22 protein-coding genes are annotated in these 21,333 nt (G+C 59.9%); 11 read left to right on the forward strand and 11 right to left on the reverse strand.

Going from position 1 to position 21,333, the window contains the following annotated elements:
- Positions 1-237 precede the first annotated feature (237 nt).
- Genes ACMXYI_RS25990 through ACMXYI_RS26015 form a run of 6 tightly spaced genes read left to right on the forward strand, consistent with a single transcriptional unit; the run spans position 238 to position 6,298 of the window.
- Positions 238-3,156: a monovalent cation/H+ antiporter subunit A gene (locus ACMXYI_RS25990; protein ID WP_415769687.1), complete on the forward strand. Its 2,919-nt coding sequence runs from the start codon at positions 238-240 to the stop codon at positions 3,154-3,156.
- Positions 3,156-3,500 carry a Na+/H+ antiporter subunit C gene (locus tag ACMXYI_RS25995; protein ID WP_007986256.1) on the forward strand — a complete coding sequence of 115 codons (345 nt, stop codon included), beginning with the start codon at positions 3,156-3,158 and terminating at the stop codon, positions 3,498-3,500. Before ACMXYI_RS25990 ends, ACMXYI_RS25995 begins: the two co-directional genes overlap by 1 nt.
- Positions 3,497-5,179, forward strand: a complete 1,683-nt coding sequence (locus ACMXYI_RS26000) for a monovalent cation/H+ antiporter subunit D (RefSeq protein WP_415769688.1) — start codon at positions 3,497-3,499, stop codon at positions 5,177-5,179. Before ACMXYI_RS25995 ends, ACMXYI_RS26000 begins: the two co-directional genes overlap by 4 nt.
- Positions 5,176-5,664, forward strand: coding sequence for a Na+/H+ antiporter subunit E (locus ACMXYI_RS26005; protein ID WP_415769690.1), 489 nt, complete (start codon positions 5,176-5,178; stop codon positions 5,662-5,664). The genes ACMXYI_RS26000 and ACMXYI_RS26005 overlap by 4 nt, the downstream gene beginning before the upstream one ends.
- Complete coding sequence (locus ACMXYI_RS26010; protein ID WP_008151692.1) at positions 5,661-5,939, forward strand: K+/H+ antiporter subunit F; 279 nt, start codon at positions 5,661-5,663, stop codon at positions 5,937-5,939. The genes ACMXYI_RS26005 and ACMXYI_RS26010 overlap by 4 nt, the downstream gene beginning before the upstream one ends.
- Positions 5,936-6,298, forward strand: coding sequence for a Na+/H+ antiporter subunit G (locus ACMXYI_RS26015; protein WP_033057651.1), 363 nt, complete (start codon positions 5,936-5,938; stop codon positions 6,296-6,298). Before ACMXYI_RS26010 ends, ACMXYI_RS26015 begins: the two co-directional genes overlap by 4 nt.
- Positions 6,299-6,441: 143 nt before the next feature.
- Here the strand turns inward: ACMXYI_RS26015 and ACMXYI_RS26020 are convergent, their stop codons facing one another.
- Positions 6,442-6,879 carry a DUF3995 domain-containing protein gene (locus tag ACMXYI_RS26020; protein ID WP_415769692.1) on the reverse strand — a complete coding sequence of 146 codons (438 nt, stop codon included), beginning with the start codon at positions 6,877-6,879 and terminating at the stop codon, positions 6,442-6,444.
- A 95-nt stretch (positions 6,880-6,974) separates the two neighbouring features.
- Between ACMXYI_RS26020 and ACMXYI_RS26025 the strand changes: the two genes are divergently transcribed.
- Together ACMXYI_RS26025 and ACMXYI_RS26030 are read left to right on the forward strand one after the other, a co-directional pair.
- Complete coding sequence (locus ACMXYI_RS26025; protein WP_415769694.1) at positions 6,975-7,361, forward strand: DUF2946 domain-containing protein; 387 nt, start codon at positions 6,975-6,977, stop codon at positions 7,359-7,361.
- A gap of 89 nt (positions 7,362-7,450) precedes the next feature.
- Positions 7,451-9,583, forward strand: coding sequence for a TonB-dependent receptor (locus ACMXYI_RS26030; protein ID WP_415769696.1), 2,133 nt, complete (start codon positions 7,451-7,453; stop codon positions 9,581-9,583).
- Positions 9,584-9,588: 5 nt separating this feature from the next.
- Here ACMXYI_RS26030 and ACMXYI_RS26035 read toward each other — a convergent pair whose 3' ends face one another.
- From ACMXYI_RS26035 to ACMXYI_RS26045, 3 genes are all read right to left on the reverse strand, one after another.
- Positions 9,589-10,605 carry an ABC transporter substrate-binding protein gene (locus ACMXYI_RS26035; protein WP_415769697.1) on the reverse strand — a complete coding sequence of 339 codons (1,017 nt, stop codon included), beginning with the start codon at positions 10,603-10,605 and terminating at the stop codon, positions 9,589-9,591.
- Positions 10,606-10,723: 118 nt separating this feature from the next.
- A complete protein-coding gene (locus ACMXYI_RS26040; RefSeq protein ID WP_415769699.1) occupies positions 10,724-10,927 on the reverse strand; it encodes a hypothetical protein in 204 nt (67 codons plus the stop codon).
- On the reverse strand, positions 10,927-11,397 hold the full coding sequence (locus tag ACMXYI_RS26045; RefSeq protein WP_008151679.1) for a hypothetical protein: 471 nt from the start codon (positions 11,395-11,397) through the stop codon (positions 10,927-10,929). Before ACMXYI_RS26045 ends, ACMXYI_RS26040 begins: the two co-directional genes overlap by 1 nt.
- A gap of 413 nt (positions 11,398-11,810) precedes the next feature.
- Here ACMXYI_RS26045 and ACMXYI_RS26050 point away from each other — a divergent pair, with 413 nt between their 5' ends.
- The 3 genes from ACMXYI_RS26050 (at position 11,811) to ACMXYI_RS26060 (ending at position 12,818) form a co-directional block, all read left to right on the forward strand.
- A complete protein-coding gene (locus ACMXYI_RS26050; RefSeq protein ID WP_415773984.1) occupies positions 11,811-12,059 on the forward strand; it encodes a hypothetical protein in 249 nt (82 codons plus the stop codon).
- A gap of 157 nt (positions 12,060-12,216) precedes the next feature.
- Positions 12,217-12,447: a hypothetical protein gene (locus ACMXYI_RS26055; protein ID WP_033057642.1), complete on the forward strand. Its 231-nt coding sequence runs from the start codon at positions 12,217-12,219 to the stop codon at positions 12,445-12,447.
- Positions 12,448-12,578: 131 nt separating this feature from the next.
- On the forward strand, positions 12,579-12,818 hold the full coding sequence (locus ACMXYI_RS26060; protein WP_033057641.1) for a DUF2789 domain-containing protein: 240 nt from the start codon (positions 12,579-12,581) through the stop codon (positions 12,816-12,818).
- On the opposite strand, the gene ACMXYI_RS26065 is transcribed toward ACMXYI_RS26060, so the two are convergent.
- From ACMXYI_RS26065 to ACMXYI_RS26095, 7 genes are all read right to left on the reverse strand, one after another.
- Positions 12,815-13,030 (reverse strand): hypothetical protein, encoded by a 216-nt coding sequence (locus ACMXYI_RS26065; protein ID WP_415769701.1) that lies wholly within the window; start codon positions 13,028-13,030, stop codon positions 12,815-12,817. The two genes, ACMXYI_RS26060 and ACMXYI_RS26065, sit on opposite strands and share 4 nt — an antisense overlap.
- An 889-nt stretch (positions 13,031-13,919) precedes the next feature.
- Entirely contained in the window at positions 13,920-15,524 is a 1,605-nt protein-coding gene (locus tag ACMXYI_RS26070) for a methyl-accepting chemotaxis protein (RefSeq protein WP_415769703.1), read from the reverse strand.
- Between the two features lie 200 nt (positions 15,525-15,724).
- Entirely contained in the window at positions 15,725-16,129 is a 405-nt protein-coding gene (locus tag ACMXYI_RS26075; RefSeq protein ID WP_007907888.1) for a TraR/DksA family transcriptional regulator, read from the reverse strand.
- Between the two features lie 328 nt (positions 16,130-16,457).
- Positions 16,458-17,480: an ABC transporter permease gene (locus tag ACMXYI_RS26080; protein ID WP_008153855.1), complete on the reverse strand. Its 1,023-nt coding sequence runs from the start codon at positions 17,478-17,480 to the stop codon at positions 16,458-16,460.
- Between the two features lie 57 nt (positions 17,481-17,537).
- The gene (locus ACMXYI_RS26085; RefSeq protein WP_283188239.1) at positions 17,538-19,103 is read right to left on the reverse strand and encodes a sugar ABC transporter ATP-binding protein; all 1,566 of its coding nucleotides are present in this window, start codon (positions 19,101-19,103) and stop codon (positions 17,538-17,540) included.
- A 70-nt stretch (positions 19,104-19,173) separates the two neighbouring features.
- A complete protein-coding gene (locus tag ACMXYI_RS26090; protein WP_415769705.1) occupies positions 19,174-20,100 on the reverse strand; it encodes a sugar ABC transporter substrate-binding protein in 927 nt (308 codons plus the stop codon).
- Positions 20,101-20,260: 160 nt separating this feature from the next.
- Positions 20,261-21,313 (reverse strand): Gfo/Idh/MocA family protein, encoded by a 1,053-nt coding sequence (locus tag ACMXYI_RS26095; protein WP_415769707.1) that lies wholly within the window; start codon positions 21,311-21,313, stop codon positions 20,261-20,263.
- Positions 21,314-21,333 lie beyond the last annotated feature (20 nt).

The raw sequence follows: 21,333 nt of genomic DNA on the forward strand, positions 1-21,333 counted from the left end.
TCCCACGCTCTGCGTGGGAATGCAGCCCGGGACGCTCCGCGTCCCTTCAAAGCCGAACGCGGAGCGTCCGTTGAGGCATTCCCACGCGGGAGCGTGGGAACGATCGAATCGGTCCTTTGAAACAATGTGAATCAGGAATTTTCCGTCTACCTTGTAGGATTCTGCGACAGCTTGGCGTTTGGTGATCCGGGAGCTGGCACGTATGATGCTTCACAAACTTCCGCAGATTAGAAGCCTATGTCCCTGATAGTTCTACTGCTTCTGCCTTTTATCGGCAGCTGTCTGGCAGCCTTGCTGCCGCACAACGCGCGTAACACCGAATCTTTGTTGGCTGGTCTGGTTGCCTTGATAGGCACCGTTCAGGTCGCCCTGCTGTACCCGCAAATCGCCGATGGCGGCGTGATCCGCGAAGAGTTTTTCTGGTTGCCCAGCCTTGGCCTGAACTTCGTCCTGCGCATGGACGGTTTCGCCTGGCTGTTCTCGATGCTGGTGCTGGGCATCGGCACGCTGGTTTCGTTGTACGCCCGCTACTACATGTCGCCGGACGATCCGGTGCCGCGGTTCTTCGCATTTTTCCTGGCGTTCATGGGCGCCATGCTCGGGCTGGTGATCTCCGGCAACCTGATCCAGATCGTGTTTTTCTGGGAGCTGACCAGCCTCTTTTCATTCCTGTTGATCGGCTACTGGCACCACCGCGCCGATGCGCGACGCGGTGCTTATATGGCGCTGATGGTCACCGGCGCAGGCGGTTTGTGCTTGCTGGCGGGGGTCATGCTGCTCGGCCATGTGGTCGGCAGCTATGACCTGGACAAGGTCCTGGCCGCCGGCGACCTGATTCGCGCACACGCCCTCTACCCTATTCTGCTCCCCCTGATCCTGATCGGCGCCCTGAGCAAAAGCGCGCAATTCCCCTTCCACTTCTGGCTGCCCCACGCCATGGCGGCGCCGACACCGGTCTCGGCCTATCTGCACTCGGCGACCATGGTCAAGGCCGGGGTGTTTCTCCTCGCACGGCTGTGGCCGTCGCTGTCCGGCAGTGAAGAATGGTTCTACATCGTCAGCGGCGCCGGTGCCTGCACCCTGTTGCTCGGCGCGTACTGCGCGATGTTCCAGAACGACCTCAAGGGGTTGCTGGCCTACTCGACCATCAGTCACCTGGGCCTGATCACCCTGCTGCTGGGCTTGAACAGTCCGCTGGCCGCTGTGGCCGCGGTGTTTCACATTCTCAACCACGCCACGTTCAAGGCCTCGCTGTTCATGGCCGCCGGGATCATCGACCACGAAAGCGGTACCCGGGACATTCGCAAGCTCAGCGGCCTGATCAAGCTGATTCCGTTCACCGCCACCCTGGCCATGGTCGCCAGCGCTTCCATGGCCGGCGTGCCGCTGCTCAACGGTTTCCTGTCGAAAGAGATGTTCTTCGCCGAAACCGTGTTCATCAATGCCACGGCCTGGATCGAGATGACGCTGCCCATCGTCGCGACCATCGCAGGTACCTTCAGCGTCGCCTACTCGCTGCGCTTCACGGTCGACGTGTTCTTCGGCCCGACCGCCACCGACTTGCCGCACACCCCGCACGAGCCGCCCCGCTGGATGCGCGCACCGGTGGAATTGCTGGTATTCGCCTGCCTGGTCGTGGGGATTTTCCCGGCGCAGGTGGTCGGCCCGCTGCTGGCCGCTGCTGCCCTGCCGGTGGTGGGCGGCACCTTGCCTGAATACAGCCTGGCGATCTGGCACGGCTGGAACGCGCCGATGATCATGAGCCTGATCGCCATGTCCTGCGGCATCGTGCTTTATCTGCTGTTGCGCAATCAGCTCAAACACGGGCGTTTCAAGTACCCGCCGATCATTGACCGGTTCAACGGCAAGCGCCTGTTCGAACGCTGCCTGGTGATCATGATGCGCCTGGCCCGTCGTCTCGAGCGGCGGATCAGCACCAAGCGCCTGCAAACCCAATTGTTCCTGGTGGTGCTCGCGGCCGTGTTGGCCGGGTTGATCCCGATGCTCCACAGCAGCCTGAGCTGGGGCGACCGGCCGAAGATTCCGGGTTCGATTGTGTTCGTGACCCTCTGGCTGCTGGCGATTGCCTGCGCCCTCGGCGCGGCGTGGCAGGCCAAGTATCACCGGCTCGCGGCCCTGACCATGGTCAGCGTCTGCGGCCTGATGACCTGCATCACCTTCGTCTGGTTCTCGGCGCCGGACCTGGCGCTGACGCAATTGGCGGTGGAAGTGGTGACCACGGTGTTGATCCTCCTCGGTCTGCGCTGGCTACCTCGACGGATCGAAGAGGTGTCGCCGCTGCCAAGCACCCTGCGCAAGGCACGCATCCGCCGTATCCGCGACTTGCTGCTGTCGACCGTGGTCGGTGGCGGCATGGCGCTGCTGGCCTACGCGATGCTGACGCGCCAGACCCCGAACGACATTTCTTCGTTCTACCTCAGCCGTGCCCTGCCCGAGGGCGGCGGCAGCAATGTGGTCAACGTGATGCTGGTGGACTTCCGCGGCTTCGACACCCTCGGTGAAATCACCGTGCTGGTGGCTGTGGCCCTGACTGTATTTGCCCTGCTGCGACGCTTCCGTCCGCCAAAAGAAAGCCTGCAGTTACCAGCCCAGCAGCGTTTGCTGGCACCGGACGTGGTCACCGACCTGGTCAACCCGCGTCACGCCAGCGATACCGCGCTCGGTTTCATGATGGTGCCGGCGGTGCTGGTTCGCCTGCTGCTGCCGATCGCCTTTGTCGTGTCGGTCTACCTGTTCATGCGCGGCCACAATCAACCGGGCGGCGGTTTTGTCGCGGGTCTGGTGATGTCCGTAGCGTTCATCCTGCAATACATGGTCGCCGGCACCCAGTGGGTCGAGGCACAAATGAGCCTGCGACCGCTGCGCTGGATGGGCACCGGTCTGCTGTTTGCCACCGTCACCGGGCTTGGGGCGATGGCGGTCGGGTATCCGTTCCTGACCACCCACACCTGGCATTTCGAACTGCCGGTGCTGGGTGACATTCACATCGCCAGTGCGCTGTTCTTCGACATCGGCGTGTACGCCGTGGTGGTCGGTTCGACCCTGTTGATTCTCACCGCACTCGCTCACCAATCGGTACGGGGTCACAAGACCGCTGCCCTGCCCAGATCCGTCGCCACGCAAGGAGCCGTCTGATGGAAGAAGTCATCGCAATCGCCATCGGCGTGCTGGCCGCGTCCGGGGTCTGGCTGATCCTGCGGCCACGGACGTTTCAGGTGGTGATGGGCCTTTGCCTGCTGTCCTATGGCGTCAATCTGTTCATCTTCAGCATGGGCAGCCTGTTTATCGGCAAGGAGCCGATCATCAAGGACGGCGTGCCGCAGGATCTGTTGCACTACACCGACCCGCTGCCGCAAGCGCTGGTGTTGACCGCGATCGTGATCAGCTTCGCCATGACCGCGTTGTTTCTGGTGGTGCTGCTGGCCTCCCGGGGCCTGACCGGTACCGACCATGTGGATGGCCGGGAGCCTAAAGAATGAATCTGATGCCGCACCTGATCGCTGCACCGATTCTGCTGCCGCTGCTGACCGCCGCCGTGATGCTGATGCTGGGGGAGAAACACCGTCCGCTGAAGGCCAAGATCAACCTGTTTTCCAGCCTGGTGGGGTTGGGCATTGCCGTGCTATTGCTGCAATGGACTCAGGAGACGGGCGTCCCCGGCTCCATCGGCGTGTACCTGCCAGGCAACTGGCAGGTGCCGTTCGGTATCGTGCTGGTGGTCGATCGCCTGTCGGCGCTGATGCTGGTGCTGACCGGGATCATCGGCGTCAGCGCCCTGCTGTTCGCCATGGCCCGTTGGGACGGCGCCGGCTCGAGTTTTCACGCGCTGTTCCAGATTCAGATGATGGGCCTGTATGGCGCGTTCCTGACGGCGGACCTGTTCAACCTGTTTGTGTTTTTTGAAGTGTTACTGGCGGCCTCTTATGGCCTGATGCTCCACGGTTCGGGTCGGTCGCGGGTGTCGTCGGGGCTGCATTACATCTCGATCAACCTGCTGGCCTCGTCGCTGTTTTTGATCGGCGCGGCGCTGATCTACGGCGTCACCGGCACCCTGAACATGGCCGACCTGGCGCTGAAAATTCCGCTGGTGCCGGAAGCCGATCGCGGCCTGCTGCATGCCGGCGCGGGGATTCTGGCCGTGGCGTTCCTGGCCAAGGCCGGGATGTGGCCGCTGAACTTCTGGCTGGTGCCGGCCTATTCCGCGGCGAGCGCGCCGGTGGCGGCGATGTTCGCGATCATGACCAAGGTCGGCGTCTACACCTTGCTGCGCTTGTGGACCTTGCTCTTCTCGGGTCAGGCCGGCGCCTCGGCGTACTTTGGCGGCGACTGGCTGATCTACGGCGGCATGGCGACCATCGTCTGCGCGGCGGTGGCGATCCTCGCCGCACAACGTCTGGAGCGCCTGGCCAGCCTGAGCATTCTGGTGTCGGCCGGGATTCTGCTGTCGGCCATCGGTTTCGCCCAGCCCAACCTGATCGGCGCGGCACTGTTCTATCTGGTCAGCTCGACCCTGGCGTTGAGCGCGTTGTTCCTGTTGGCCGAGTTGATCGAGCGTTCGCGTTCGGCCAATGAAATGCCGTTGTTCGATGACGGCGATCTGCCGCGACCGATGGAATCCTTGCAGCCGCCCAAAGGCATCAACCTCGATGACGAGCAGAAAGCCGTGGTCGGCCAGGTGATTCCCTGGACCATGGCGTTCCTCGGGTTGAGCTTCATTGCCTGCTCGCTGCTGATCATCGGCATGCCGCCGCTCTCGGGATTCATTGGCAAACTCGGCTTGCTCAGCGCCCTGCTCAATCCGTTGGGCCTGGGCAATGGCAGCGACGAGCCGATTTCCAATGCCGCGTGGGGCTTGCTGGCGTTGCTGATCCTGTCCGGGCTGGCGTCGTTGATCGCGTTCTCGCGCTTGGGCATCCAGCGGTTCTGGACACCCGAGGAGCGGCCGTCGCCGTTGCTGCGACGTTTCGAATGCGTGCCGATCATCGCGCTGCTGGGCCTGAGCATTGCGCTGACCTTCAAGGCTGAACCGCTGCTGCGCTATACCCAGGCGGCCGCCCAAGCCTTGAACAACCCGCAGCAATATGTGATGGCGGTGCTCGGTACCCGTGCGATTCCAAGCCCCGAAGCCAAAGCCGCGATCGCGGAGGTCAAACCATGAAGCGTCTGTTTCCCGCTCCCTGGTTGTCGCTGGCCCTGTGGTTGCTGTGGTTGGTGCTGAACCTGTCGATGAGCCCCGGCAATCTGCTGCTGGGCGCGGTGCTGGGGTTCTGCGCGCCGTTGATGATGCGCAAGCTGCGGCCACTGCCGATCCGCATTCGTCGGCCGGGCGTGATTGTGCGTTTGTTCTTTCTTGTCGGTCGCGATGTGGTGGTGTCCAACCTCGTCGTGGCCTGGGGCGTGCTCAACGCCGGTCGCCGTCCACCGCGTTCGCGCTTCATCAAGGTGCCGATGGACTTGCGTGACGCCAATGGCCTGGCCGCGTTGTCGATGATCTGCACGGTGATTCCCGGCACCGTGTGGTCGGAACTGGCGCTGGACCGCAGCATTCTGTTGCTGCACGTCTTCGATCTGGACGACGAAGCGCTGTTCATCCAGCACTTCAAGGCGACCTACGAGCGCCCCTTGATGGAGATCTTCGAATGAGCGCCTTGCTGTCGAACGCGATCCTGCTGAGCCTGTTCATCTTTTCGCTGGCGATGATTCTGACCCTGATCCGGTTGTTCAAAGGGCCATCGGCGCAGGACCGGGTTTTGGCGCTGGATTACCTGTACATCATCGCGATGCTGATGATGCTGGCGCTGGGCATCCGTTATGCCAGTGACACTTACTTCGAGGCGGCGCTGCTGATTGCGCTGTTCGGTTTCGTCGGCTCGTTTGCCCTGGCGAAATTCCTGCTGCGTGGCGAGGTGATCGAATGAGCGCTGAACTGTCTCTGTGGGTTGAAATTCCGGTGGCGATCCTGCTGGTGCTCAGCAGTCTGTTTGCGCTGATCGGCGCCATTGGCCTGGTGCGGATGAAGGACTACTTCCAGCGCATGCACCCGCCGGCGCTGGCGTCGACCTTGGGCGCGTGGTGCGTGGCGTTGGCCTCGATCATTTACTTTTCGGCACTCAAGTCCGGGCCGGTGTTGCATGCCTGGCTGATTCCGATTCTGTTGTCGATTACGGTGCCGGTGACCACGCTGCTGCTGGCGCGGGCTGCGCTGTTTCGCAAGCGCATGGCGGGGGATGATGTGCCGGCTGAGGTGAGTAGTCGGCGCACGGAAAGCGGGAGTTAAGGTTAAGGCTTTGTGTTGATTGGTAGGGCCTCATCGCGAGCAAGCTCGCTCCCACATTGGATCTTCAGTGAACACAGATTTTGTGTGCAACAACGATCAAGTGTGGGAGCGAGCTTGCTCTCGATAGCGGTGTTCCGGTCGACTCAGATCCAGGCGACTGCCAACAACCCCGCCCCCAACACCACACACAACGGCGAATAAGCCCAGGTGTCGAGCCGGGCAAACTTCGAATCCTTCACCTGCTTGAAGAACCCAATCAAATTCGAATCGCCGATCGCCCTGGCGAACATCACCATCGCAATGGCGCTGATCACCCATTGCAGCGCCGAGTGATGCACCGTCGGCAAATACAGGCCGACCCGCATGCACACCAGCATCGCAATCAGCAACAACCCGACCGCCACCAGCAACGTGGCAAAGCCTGAAGGCTTGAAGGCCGGCCTGGGTTCTCCGCCGTCCTCCGTGGATATTCGCGGGACCGCCGCCTCGCTACCCAACTTGCCACCTGCCGCCCAGTACAGGTGGATCAGGCTGATCAACAGGAAGATGGCAGCCATCCATTGCGCGATCAATAGGCTCATGTTCGGACTTCCAGCGTGAAATGTCGCAGCAGAATGAACTTCCTTGAACGATTTTGTAAGGGTATTCGTCATCGGCGATGATAAAGTGCCGCTCCATGAAACTCGCCCGAACTGATCGCACATTGATGGCCTGGATGCTTTATTGCTGCGTCCTGTTCAACGTGTTCGCCTGCAGTATCGGTCACGGGCAAATGGTCGGGATGCAGCTCAACGGCATCGGCGGCCAGTTCTGTACCGTCGACCCGGCCAGCCAGCTGCCGGCCTCGTCGAACACCTCCGAAGACAAACTGCCGACCCTGTCCAAGGCCTTCGGCTGCCCGCTGTGCTCCACCGGCGGCATGGGCCCGGCGCTCAACTCCAGCCTGACCCTGGCAATCCTCCCGCAGCAACACAGTCCGCCCTTGGCCATCGTCGCCAATGCTGACCTCCCTGCCCGCTTCACTTGGCCCTCGGCCAATCCTCGCGCTCCGCCTGTCGCCTGAATTTCTTCGCCTTTTCCGATCAGCCCACCTCGCCAACGCGTAGCGTTCGCCTGTGCGCTGTTTCCTAGTCAAGCATTCAGGATTCATCGATGAAACGCATTCCTTTACTGGCAAGCCTGTTCGGCTGCCTGTCTGTAAACGCTTGGGCGCAATCCACTATCGACCTCGCGCCCACCACCATTGATGGCGAAGCGGCGGCTGAGCTGGGGTTGAGTCTGGATCAGTCCAGCGGCATGGCGTCGCGGCTTGGCCTGAGCGTGCGCGAAACCCCGGCCTCGGTGGCCGTGGCCAACCGCAACGACATCGAGCGCCACGGCGCGCAGAACTTCCAGGACGCCGCCAACACCTTGCCGGGCGTCAACGCCAGCGCACCGCCGGGATTCGGTGGGTTCGTCTCCTATCGCGGTTTCACCAGCAGCCAGATCACCCAGATGTTCAACGGCATCAATGTCTCCGGCGGCCTCGCCCGGCCGGTAGACGCCTGGATCTATGATCGCGTGGAGCTGGTGGGCGGCCCGTCATCGCTGATCAATGGCGCCGGTTCCGTGGGCGGTTCGCTGAACTACGTGACCAAACTGGCGACGCGTGAAGAGCAAGCCATCGAAGGCCGGGTCAGCTACGGCAGTTACGACACCACCGAGACCGCATTCGGCCTCAACCACGCCCTGAGCGATGCCAGCGCGGACGTGCAGCACTACGCGCGGCTCGACGTCAGCCATAACACCGGCAACGGCTACATCGACCGTCAGGAGCGTGATGCGTGGAGCGTGGCGTTCTCGCTGCTCAGCGACCTGACGCCCAACCTGTCCCACACCCTGGCCCTGGAATATCAGGATGAACACGAAGACAGCCCTTACTGGGGCACCCCGGTGCTCAACCCCAAGGCCGGCGAATTGAAGATCGACAAGCACAACCGATTCAACAACTACAACGTCGAGGACGGCCGCTACGAGCAGCGCACAATTTGGGTGCGCTCGATCATCGACTACCGGATCAACGACAGCACCACCCTGCGCAATACCCTTTACCACCTCGACAGCCAGCGCGATTACCGCAACCTGGAAACCTACCAGTACAACGCCGACAACAGTGCGGTGAATCGCTCCACGGCGTATCAGGTCCGGCATCAGGGCGAGCAGAACGGCAACCAGTTCGAACTGCGTCACGACAACACGCTGTTCGGGCTGGACACGACCTGGTCCGGCGGCTTCGAGTACAAGGTCAACCAGACCACCAACTCGCCGCTGAACGTCAAAGGTGCCAGCACCGTCGACCCGAACAACTTTCAGCCGGGTCACTTCTACGACATCCCGGGCACCCGACCGGGTTTTGTCAGCGACAAGACCAACGAAGTCACCACCAAAGCCCTGTTCGCCGAGAACCGTTTGGCCCTCACCGACAAACTCGCGCTGCTGACCGGCCTGCGTTACGACGACATTGACCTGGACGTGACCAACCACCGAGTCGTGACCGCCAGCAATCCCCGGTACCTCAAGCGCAGCTGGGAGCCAGTGACCGGCCGGGTCGGCCTGACTTACCAGTTCATTCCCGAAGCAAACGTCTATGTGCAATACAGCACCGCCGCCGAACAACCCAACGGCACACAAGACTTCGACGTATCCACCGGCAAGCAATGGGAAGTCGGCAGTAAATTCGATTATCTGGACGGTCGCGGCTCGGCGACAGTGGCGGCTTACACGATCGAGCGAAAGGACTTCGCAGTCACCGACCCGCTGGATCCGACCAGCAGCATTCCCGTAGGTCAACAGACCTCCAAAGGGATCGAACTGGCCAGCTCGTTGCGGATCACCGACAAGCTGTTGGCCGAAGGCAACTTCGCCTGGGTCGATGCGCAGTACGACGAATTCAACGAGAAGAATGCGGCGGGTGTGGTGGTTTCACGCAAAGGCAACACACCGACCAACGTGCCGGACCGGGTCGGCAATCTATGGCTGACCTATGACTTTGCGCCGCAATGGCAGGGCGGTGTCGATGCGCGGTATGTGGCCTCGGTGTTTGCCGACAGCGCAAACACCCTGACCGTGCCGTCGTACACGCTCTACGGAACGTTCCTCAGCTACAAGGTCGATCAACACACCACCGTCACCGGCCGGGTGCGCAACCTGACCAATGAGGTGTATGCCGAGTTTGCCCATGTGTCACCGGCGTATTACCTCGGCACACCGCGCACCTTCGAGTTGGCGGTACAGACCCGGTTTTAAGCGCGCTATTTCAACCCGGCGGAGACTTTATCCGCCACATCCTTGGGCACCCAGGCCTGCCACACGTCCGGGTGCGCCTTCATGAACGCCTGCGCCGCCTGCCGTGGCGGAGTGTGTTTTTCGCTCATCTCGGCCAGCGCCTTGTTCAATGGATCGATCGGCAAGTCGACCTTACTGAAGAACTCTGCAATCTGCGGATACTGTTTCCGGAACGGCGTGGACACGCCAATGGACAACTTCGAGGGCAGTGAGCGAGTCGGTTTCGGATTCGGGTTGTCGGCGTCGGTCAGGGTTTTCCAGGCATCGGCATCGAACGGCGGCTCTTCGAGTTGAATCAGTTTGAAGCGGCCGAGCAACGGCGTAGGCGACCAGTAATAGAACAGCACCGGTTTGCCGCGACGAATCGAAGAGCTGATCTCCGCATCCAGCGCTGCGCCGGAGCCGCTGCGGAAATTCACATAGCTGTCGTCCAGCCCATACGCCTTGAGTTTCTGTTTGTTGACCACTTCCGACGTCCAGCCAATCGGGCTGTTGAGGAAGCGCCCCTTGCCCGGGGTTTCCGGATCTCTGAACACGTCCTTGTATTTCGGCAGGTCGCTGACACTGCGCAGGCCCGGCGCCAGCGGCTTGATGCCTTTCGCCGGGTCGCCCTTGATCACATACTCGGGCACCCACCAACCTTCGGTGGCGCCCTTGACCGTATCGCCGAGACTCGCGACTTTGCCTTCGGCCTCAGCCTTGACCCAGACCGGACTGCGACCGGCCCACTCTTCGCCAATGACCTGAATGTCATTGTTGGCCAGTGCGGTCTCCAGGGTGATGGTCGTCCCCGGCAATGTATCGGTCGGCAGCCCGTAGCCCTTCTCGACGATGATCCGCAGGATATCGGTAATCAGGCTGCCGCTTTCCCAGTTCAGGTCGGCGAAGTGGATCGGCGCCTGGGCAGCGAACACTGGAACGGGTGAAGCCAACAATCCGAAAGTGGCCAGGGTAGCGGCCAGCAACCGTCGAAATCCGTTCATGCTTTTGCACCTCGTGCTGTTCACAGCAATAGCAGGATGGCCTGGCAGAAGACCGCAAAGCCTCTGAATACTCAGTCCACTGACTGTAGTAGAGGTTCCTGCTTTCGAGGGAGGTGAATCAGTTTTCGGAAGGTTCCTGCAAGCGCGCCAACGCTCTTCGTACCATGCTGGCGTACTCCGCCGGACGCAACGTATAGATCTGTGACGCCACCCAACCCAGCCATGCACCTTGCAAAACGGCCTTCTGATCGAACATCCGCTGGGCTTCGGCTTGCGCACTGGCCTGGTTCTGTTCGTGGAAGTCGGCGCGGGTCAGGGGCATTATTCGCTGGCCTTGAAGGTGACCAGTTCACCCTTGCGCCACTTGGCAGCCTTGGCGGTCACGGCTTTCAGGGTTTTGGTCAGACCTTCCTGCAACTGTTGGTGAGCGGCGAACACCATCACCACGCTATGACCTTCCTTGAACACGATCCCGTGACCATCAGCGGTGGTGACGAAGGCGTAATCACCCAGGCCGTAAACCGTCAGTTTGATTTCGCGGAACTTGATGTCCAGTTTGCCGCCTTCGCGACTGGGCAATACAGAGGCGCTGAAATGATCGCCGACCTTGAGTTTAAGCCCTGGTTTGTCATCAACCACCAGCGCCTCTTCGGTGTCGATCTCGGCAATATAAATGCCTTCAGCGTTCTGTTCGGTGATGTAAACAAAACGTGACTGGAACTGTTTAACCAGCTTTGCGCGCAAATCACCCAGCACGAACAAAGCATGCATATCGAGATTACTTACTGCCAAGGAAACATCCCCACATCTGAAAATGATGCTGCACGCAGGAAAACAGCGCACAGCAGAAAAAAGCGGCAATGCCGAAGGTGTCGCAAAAAGACCCGGGTTGAAATCCTGAAACGAGCAGAGCGCTCATCCATCGCGAGGTTTGAGAAGACTACTGGAACAACACTCACGTCGTCTTGCCTGGCGTTCGTCAGAGGTTGAAGGAAAAAGCCCTTCCGACGGCCAGAAAAACGGGACTACCAACTTTAGGGAAAAAACTCTTTAAAAAAAGCACTTTTCCGACATATCGCCAGCAAAAAATTGCTTTAGATGAACATCGATCGCCAAACACTGACGGTGATTCTAGAGCAGCGATGCTCATCGAGACTACCCAAAACCACGTACACACGTCGGTAAAACAACGAAAAGGACTTCATATGTGCACGCTGACACATTTTGCTCACCCCCAGGCACCCAACACGAACAGCTCGACGACACTGCCCCCTGGGATGTTTCAATCGCATGAATACTACCCTGAAGAGCTCGCCCGGCCACGCTTTCAGGTCATTCTGGCCGGCAATGCCTTTTTTCATATCAAGGAAATTTCCACCGGCCGCGTCAGAGGTTTCCGCGGTAATCATAACGAAGCCTGCGCCCTTGCCCGCTCGCTCGAGTTACGCGGTTGACGGTCCCGCCACATTCATTTCCATAGACGCTTCGTCATGCCGGCGACTTAACTCAGCCGCCGGCATGCAACTACTGCCATACTGCCCGACCAATGAAACCCGTCCCCAGGGTGGGCGGCGTTCAAAACAACAGAATATTTCAAGGGAAGGCTGCTACGTGACGGAATTTGATATCGGTGAATTTTTTATCCGGGGCGAAGCCAGAGAAGTCGAAGGCGAATTCCAGGCAGTCATTATCATGCGCGCCAAACCACCGCTGACCACCGTGACGTATCACCAGGTCGAGAAGGATCGCTGGTTCAAGACCTCGGACGTCGCCGCCATCGCTGCGCAGGAAGCCGCCAAGGCGCTGAAGCTTGCAGTCGATGAAGGCGCATTGAAAGCCTGATAGTCGGTTTGCAGTCTATGCTCTCTTCTGCTTTCGAACATCGCCATCGAACCCCTGAAGCGCGGCGATCTCAGATGTATTGAAGCCGCCCCTCAGATCTCGCACTCGACGCGACCCGCAAGGAGATGAACATGGATTCACCGACACATGACTTGAAAGGTTTGTTCGACCAACTCGGTCTGGACTCCAGCGAGAAGGCCATCGACGATTTCATTGCCAGCCATTCGCCCCTGGCCGACGACAAGAAACTCATCGATGCCGAGTTCTGGACCCCGCAGCAAGCAGGCTTCCTGAAAGAACAATTGCGTGAAGACGCGGATTGGGCGCGGGTGGTCGACGACCTGAACCTGCGCATGCATCAGATCCACTAGCCTCTGATTCCATGCAGGCTGTCGGGTGTTTCGGCGTTCAGTTGCGCCAACCAGGCAGCCCTGCACTCCTGCGCCTCTTCGCGACTTGAGAATGCCGTTCCCCGGCGTTCGCCATTGAGCAGCACCACCCAACACACGCTCTTCCCCATCGAACGCAAACTGGCAGGCACACCGCTGCCTATCATGACTGCGACATCGACTTTGCTTTGCATGCTGACCTCTCGAATTTCATTAGCAACCTAACTATGTAGGCATGGTAATGAGTTCATCGGCGAGGAAACAGCAACGGCGCTGCACAGATTAATTGCCAGAATCGCAACAATGCCGTGACGTTGTTCACTTACGTGTGTATGTGGTTTTGCCGTGATAGTTTCGGCGGCTGGGTGCATATCCGTTTCTGCGGTTACGGCGGCTATCGGTTTCGCTTTTACAGCGAGTCACTTTGGAAAAGCCCCAAAGTAACCAAAGGGCTCTTGCCCCTTTCGTTCGGTGCCTCGCCTAGGCTCGCCATGCCCTCGCTCCGGTCCTGCTCCGTGGGCCCGCCGCCATCGGCCATCCATGGCCGGGGGCGGCTAACCCGGCATCCATGCCGGGTTGCCCACTGCGCAGAACCTCCACTCGGCCTCTCGAGGCGGCGGTGCATCAAGATCAAAAGCTGCAGGCGAGCTAACGCTCGGCCTGTTGAGTGGTGAGGAGCAAAAGCTGTACGCCGATCAGCTTTATGTGGGAGCGGGCTTGCTCGCGAAGCTGTTGATCTTGCCGTTGCCGTTGCTTTGGCTTTTGATTTTGATTTTGATCTGTTGCCCCTTTCCCAGAGGCCGAACGCAGGCGTTGCGTAGGGGGCACCGCGGCAAGGATGCCGCGGTAGCCGCCCCCGGCCATGGATGGCCGATGGCGGCGGGCCCCCGGAGCAATGCCGGAGTGATGGCATGCCGAGCCTGGGCGAGGCACCGAATGGCGGGGCAAGAGCCCTTGGTTACTTGGGGCTTTTCCAAGTGACTCGCTGTAAAAGCGAAACCGCCAGTCGCCGTGACCGCAGAAACGGATATGTCCCCAATCCAGGCCCACCCCCAACCCCCGTTAACAACAACGCCAAACAACTCAACGAGGGTTTTCCGGCTTGTAACCCAACCGCAAACCACCCCAATGCCGGCCCTTGAGCATGATGGGCACCGAAAGGTCATGCATCAGCTCACCGGTGTCGCGGGTGTAGGTTTGCAGCAGTACGGCCTGCTGGTGACTGCCGCAGCGGATCCCGGTGCGGTCGGCGAATTTGCGTTTGGTGCGGTTCTGCAAGGTATCGACCTGCGCATCACCGGTCAGTGGTTGGCTGAAGACCTTGTTGTGGGTCGGCACATAGCCCTGCTGCGTACAGGCGATGGCGAACACCAGGCCTTCATGACGCGGCAACAAGGGTTCCTGGATCGCCGGCAAGACCTGATCGGCGTAGCGATCGAAGCGAGTCTGGAACTTGGCCGGACTGGTATTGGGAATGGTTTGGTAACTGCGGTCAAACAAGTCATCGAGGCTGACGCGGCCCTCATCGATATCCGCTTCAAAGCGCGCTGCGATCTGACTCGCGCCTTCGCGGGCCAGGTCATAAATCCGTTGGTGGTAGTCATCCAGCCCGACTTCGGCGAGGCGTTCGCTGATGGTTTCGGCCTGACCTTCCATTTGCACGGCGGCCTGGGCCAGGCGCTGGGTCTGTTGGTCGCTGATCGCCAGGTCGCTGCGCATCTGTTCGATGGCGTGAAACAGGCTATCGAGTTGTTCGCGGTTGGTGTCGGCGCCCCTGGCGATTTCCCCGACCTGGCTTTCGACGCCGGCAGCCAGACGCGCAATGTTCTCCAGGTGCTGACCAGTGTGCTCGACCTGCTCGACACCGGTGTCGAGGTCGCTGGACAGTTGACGGATCTGCTCCACCACTTGCGCGGTGCGTTGCTGAATATCAGCGACCATATCCCCGACTTCGCCAGTGGCCGTCGCCGTGCGCGCGGCCAGACCACGAACCTCATCGGCCACCACCGCAAATCCACGACCATGCTCCCCGGCCCGCGCCGCCTCGATAGCCGCGTTCAAGGCCAGCAGATTGGTCTGGCTGGCGATGGACTGGATCACCAGGGTGACCCGTTGGATATCATCACTGCGCAGGCTCAGGGCTTCGATCAGTTCACGGCTGTTACTGGCGCGCTGACTGAGTTGATGCATACGGGCGATGGACTCGATCAGCTCTGTACGTCCTGCCGCGCTGCTCCGATGAGCCTCGCTGGCCGCACTGAGGGCTTCCCGGCTGAGTGTCGAGGTGGCTTGTTCGGTCGCGATCATCACTTCGGCGTTGCTGACAATCTGCGCCGCGGCACCGAGCTGCGATTGCAGTTTGTCGGCCAGTTGCTTGACCGAAAAGGCCACACCGGCGGCAGACAACGCGTTATGACTGGTGGTGTAGGAAAGATCGCGAGTCAACTCGGCAATCGCGCTGGCGCTGTCGACGGGGGTTGCCTCAGGGATGGCGCGCGAGCGCAAGCGAGGTAGCCAGATCACCAGCACGGCCAATGGCAGGCCAAGGTAAAGCGACCAGCCGCCCAGCGTCATGCCGCACAACAAGAGCATCAGGGCGATGCTTTGGAGAGTCGGCGCCAGCCAAAGGTTTTTCGGCAAAAGCACGGGTGCAGACGCTGCTGCAACCAGAGATCCGTCACGCGTCATCTTCGTCACCCCACCCATAATTCTAATTGTTGTATCGGCATTAAACGCCACTACAAGGCCATTATCTATGGTCCATTAGTAGTGGGTCTTGCAGCAGATCAATAGAAGTGCGCGGGTTTTTCGCAGACGAAAAAAAGCATCGCGGGCAAGCCTTGCTCCTACAGGAGTGAGGCTTGCCCGCGATGCGGGGCGTTACGAAATCAGGCCTGACGCTGGTGCTTGTCGATCTGTTCGTGACGCTCTTGAGCTTCGATGCAGTACTTGGTGGTCGGGCTGATCAGCAGGCGCTTCAGGCCAATGGCCTCGCCGCTGTCGTCGCACCAGCCAAAGCTGTCTTCCTTGATGCGTTCCAGAGCCTGTTCCAACTGAGGCAGCATGCGTTGGTCGCGATCGATCGCGTTCACCAGCCAGGTGCGCTCTTCTTCAACAGAAGCAGCGTCGGCCGGATCGGCCGGGGTGTCCAGGCTTTCGATGGCGATGCGGTTCTGCTCGATGCGCTCATGGGTTTCGACTTTCATGTTCTGCAACAGCTCAGAGAAAAAAGCATGTTGCTCGGCATTCATGTAGTCATCCGCCGGCATGGCCAGCAACTTGTCCTTTGTCATTGATATCTCTATAAAAAAACGTGCATTAAGGCGAATTAGGGAGCGTTCCGGCAGACCTGGGTCGGCCATCGGAACGGCGCCGTTTAATTCCAAGCGCCACCCGGCACTCAATTTACGAGGGGCGGCAGTCTAAGGCCGACTTGAGGCCTCAGCAACTGAAAAGACAGCGGATTTGTCCGACAAAGCCCTGAAAGTGCTCTACGGCAGCCTTTGCGATGGTTATCGGAGTGCGTTTATAGCAAGAAATTCAATCGAGCGGCTGTATATAGAAGACAAACGGCTGCGCCACGCGGGTCAGGCGTGGCGCATTGGCTGCTTTATCTGAGGCTCAGCGCTTGAGTTTGCGCTTGTTGCGGTACTGATCGATGACCACTGCCACCACGATGATCAGGCCTTTAATGATGTCCTGAATGTAAGCATCGACGCCGACGAAGGTGAAACCGCTGGCCATGACCCCGAGGATCAGTGCGCCGATGACCGTGCCGGTGATGCGCCCTACTCCGCCGGCCAGGCTGGTGCCGCCGATCACTGCTGCGGCAATCGCGTCCAGCTCATAAGACATGCCCATCCCGGCTTGCCCGGTCGCGGCCCGTGCCGACGCCACCACACCCGCCAGGCCTGCCAGCAATCCGGCGATGCTGTAGACGATCACCAGATGCCGCTTGACGTTGATCCCCGAAGTACGCGCCGCCTGCATGTTGCCGCCGATGGCGTAGGTGTACTTGCCGTACTTGGTGTAACGCAGTGCGATGTGAAAGATCACCGCGACCACCAGGAAAATGATCACCGGCATCGCGCCGTGTCCGATAGCCGTGTAGGAATCCGAGAGCATGCTCACCGGTTGGCCTTCGGTGTAGTAACGCGCAAGGCCACGGGCCGAGACCATCATGCCGAGGGTGGCAATGAACGGCGGGATACCGGTGATGGCAATGATGCTGCCGTTGATTGCCCCCGCCAGCAGTCCCACCCCGAGCCCGGCAATCACCGGGATCCACACCGGCAAGTCAGTCAGCGACGGGAACACCGCCCGGGCGAAGTCCGACGTCTGGGCCAGACTGGCAGCGATCATCGCCGACAGCGCCAGCACCGAGCCGGAAGACAGGTCGATACCCGTGGTGATGATGACCTGGGTCACGCCGATCGCCAGCAGACCGATGATCGACACCTGCAGAATCATCAGCACCAGACGCTGGGAGTTCATCAGGAAGCTCTGGTCGCGCACGATCCAGCCAAACACTTCAAAGACCAGGCCGATGCCAATCAGCACCAGGAAAATACTCAATTCGGTCGGAAAGCGCCGGCGACTCTTGACCGGTGCCGTTGCTGGCTTGTTTTCCAGTATCGCGTTCATAAACACTCACCCTTCTATCGCGTCGCCGACGCTGGCCAAAACCAACGCCGGCATCCATTAGTGAACCGCGGACATGCCCGAGGCCAATTGCATCACTCGTTCCTGGGTCGCTTCGCTGCGGTCGAGGGTGCCCATCAGGTCGCCCTCGTGCATGACCATCACCCGGTCGCTCATGCCGAGTACTTCCGGCAGCTCCGAGGAAATCATGATCACCGCCATGCCTTCGCTGGCGAGGTAGGAAATGAGCCGGTAGATCTCGGCCTTGGCGCCGACGTCGATACCGCGGGTCGGCTCGTCGAGAATCAGGATCCGTGGATTGGTCATCAGCCAGCGAGCCAACAATGCCTTCTGCTGATTACCGCCGGACAAGGTGTCGATGCACTGCTCCAGCGACGGGGTTTTGACCCGCAGCTTCTTGCACATGTCTTCGCACAAGGCGCGCAGGGCTTTTTGCTGGATGAAACCGTGGCCGGCGTAATGCGGCAATACTGCCATTTCCATGTTCTCCAGCACCGACAGGCACGGGAACAGGCCGCTGAGCTTGCGATCTTCGGTCAGTAATGCGAAGCCCTTCTCGATCGCCATGTGCGGATCGCTGATGCGCACCACTTCGCCGTCGAGACGAATCTCGCCACCGTCGCTCGGGGTGATGCCGAAAATCGCTTCGGCAACGTTGGTACGTCCCGAGCCCATCAACCCGGCAATGCCGAGGATCTCGCCGGCGTGCAGGTCGAAGGAAACATCCTTGAAAATGCCGTCCAGTTTAAGGTCGCGCACCGACAGCAGCAGATCGCCGATCGGCTTTTCACGCACCGGGAACAACTGGCTCAGTTCGCGGCCTACCATCATCGAAATCAGGCTGTCGCCGTCCATGCTGTCGGCCCGCTGCAGGCCGATGTAGGCGCCGTCACGGAACACCGCCACCTCATCGGCGATGCTGAACACTTCGTTCATCTTGTGGGTGATGTAGATGATGCCTTTGCCCTGACTCTTGAGGTCGGCAATGATCGAGAACAGATGCGCAACTTCCTTGTCGGTGATGGCCGAAGTCGGTTCATCCATGATCAGGATGTCGGAATCGTAGGACACGGCTTTGGCGATCTCGACCATCTGCCGTTCGGCGATGCTCAGGTTGCCGACCTGCTCTTCCGGATCGAGGTTGATCCGCAGGCGTTCCAGCAGTTTCGCCGTGCAGCGATGCATTTCACGGTGGTCGATCATGTGGAAACCGTTGAGCTGCTCACGGCCGATCCAGATGTTCTCGGCGATGCTCATGTGCGGCATCAGGTTGAGTTCCTGGTGAATCATCGCGATCCCGGCCTGGAGCGCTGCCAGTGGCGTTTCGAAAACCACCGGTTTGCCTCTCAGGCGCAGTTCACCGGCGTCCGGCTGATAGATGCCGGCAATGATTTTCATCAGGGTGGATTTGCCCGCGCCGTTTTCGCCCATCAGGGCCAGCACGGAACCGGGGCGTACCCGAAGCTGCACATCGGACAAGGCCACCACACCGGGAAATCCCTTGCTGACGTTGATGATCTCCAGCAGGTACGGCTCATCGACAGGTGTTGCAGCTGGCTGGATACCCACCAACGGGGTGCTCGAAGCAGTCGCTGAAGCGAACATGATCAGGTACTCCATCAGCAAGGTCGCGGTCGCAACCTTGCGTATTTATTGTTGTTATTGAACGGACGGGCTATTTGAACGTGTCGACGTTTTGCGGGGTGATCAAGCGGTATGGCACCCACACGGCCTGTTCAACTGGCTCGTTCCTGGCCATTTTCACGGCGGTGTCGATCGAACCGTCGGCCTGACCTTTGGCGTCCTGAAATACTGAGACCGCCATGTTGCCTTTCTTAATCGCGTTCAACCCGTCGGGCGTGCCGTCGACACCGGCGATCAAAACGCTGCCTTTGTCGACACCGGCCTGACTCAGGGCCATGGCGGCACCGATGGCCATTTCGTCGTTGTTGGCCACGACTGCATCGAACTTGCGGCCTTGGGTCAGCCAGTCGTTGACCAGGGTCATACCCTTGTCCCGCGACCAGATGCCCGTCTGCTCTTGCTCGATCTTGATGTTCGGGTATTTGGCCAGAACGTCTTTGACGCCCTTGGTGCGGTTGGTGGTGGAGTTGTTCGCGAGGTCGCCCAGCAGAATCACGATGTCGCCCTTGCCGCCCATTTTGTCGGCCAGGTACTGCATCTGCATTTCACCGGCCTCCAGATCGTTGGAGGCGACAGTCACTACGCCTTTGGGCAGTTTCAGGTCATCGGGGCGGCGGTTGACGTAGACCAGCGGGATGCCGGCCTTGACGGCGGCTTCAGTGATTTTCTTGGTGGCGGCGGTATCCACCGGGTTGACCACGATGGCATCGACCTTCTGGCTGATGAAGCTTTCGACCTGGCTCAACTGCTTGACCACGTCGCTGCGGGCGTCTTCGAATTGCAGCTGCACGCCCTCGGGATAGGACTTGGCTTTCTTGTCCATGGACTCGCGCAGGTAGGTCAGCCAGGTGTCATCGAATTGGGACATGCTGACGCCGATCTTCATATCGGCGAGCGCCGCGCCACTGGCAAACATCAGGGACAAGGCAAGTGAGGCGAAGCGGATCTTGGTCTTCATGAAAAGTCTTTCTCCACATTCTTGTTGGTTTTATGGATGAGGCGTGACGATTTCAGTAAGCAGGCAAGCAAGCAGGAAAATGGTTGAAACAGGTTACGAGGCAGGTCGCTGAAAATGACTTTATTAGAAAATAATTTCTATATCAACTCATTTTAGAATTTTATTCTGATTTTATTCCATGGCTCTTGAACGGGCTCAATTCCACCACTTGATGCCGCTCGGCGCTCAGTCGCGCAGCGTCTAGCACGCGGGTGGTCGCCAGTGCATCACGGGCATCCACCGGCAGTGGGCCACCGCTCTGTAACGCGGCTTGTAGCTGTAAATAGAACTGATTCCAGCAACCGCGTTCGGAAGGAACCCGCTCGCGCACCTCACCCTGTTCGAACCAGCCCCAGCTGCGATGTTCTTCAACGCCCCAGCGCTCACCTTCGGATTTCGGCGAGAGCCCGGCGAGTGCCGATGCTTCTTGCCCGTCCAGGCCATCGACGCTGTAACAGCCTTGGGTGCCGGTCACCCGAAAGCGCGGGCCGGGGGTGTTTTGCAGGCAACTGCCGCCCAGGTGTGAGGTCACGCCACTGGCATGGGTCAGGGACATAAAGAAGCCGTTATCGAAGACCTGGCCTTTTTCCAGGTAATCCAGTTCGGCGTAGACCCGTGTCACCGGGCCGAACAACAGCAACGCCTGATCCACCAGATGACTGCCCAAGTCGCGAAGGAAGCCACCGCCACTGCCGTTGTTCACCGCCTGCGGTGAGTAACGCTCGATCCGCGATTCGAAACGGGTGACCTGACCCAACGCACCGGATTCGATGAGTTTGCGCACGGTCAGGAAGTCCGAATCCCAGCGACGGTTCTGGTAGACGCTGAGCTGCACACCCTGGCGCTCGGCCATGGTGATCAGGGTTTGGGCTTGCTGCGCATCAGCGGCGAACGGTTTGTCGCTGACCACCGCCACACCGTGTTCGATGCCATCGAGCACCAGCGCCGGACGGCCCTTGAGCGGTGTGGACACCACCAGCACATCAATCCCGGCCTCCACCAGTTGGCCAATGCTGTCGAACGCTGGCACCCCGGGGTGCTCGGCCGCCAACAATTGTCGGCGTTCCGGTGAACGGGTGACCACACCGACGAACTTCGCCGCCGGCAAGCTGCTGATCAGCGGAGCATGGAAAAACCGGCCGCCATGGCCATAACCGACAAGTCCGATACGCATGATTCAACTCCTTCTTGATC

The organism is Pseudomonas lyxosi, assembly GCF_047758685.1.
Classification (GTDB): Bacteria; Pseudomonadota; Gammaproteobacteria; order Pseudomonadales; family Pseudomonadaceae; genus Aquipseudomonas; species Aquipseudomonas lyxosi.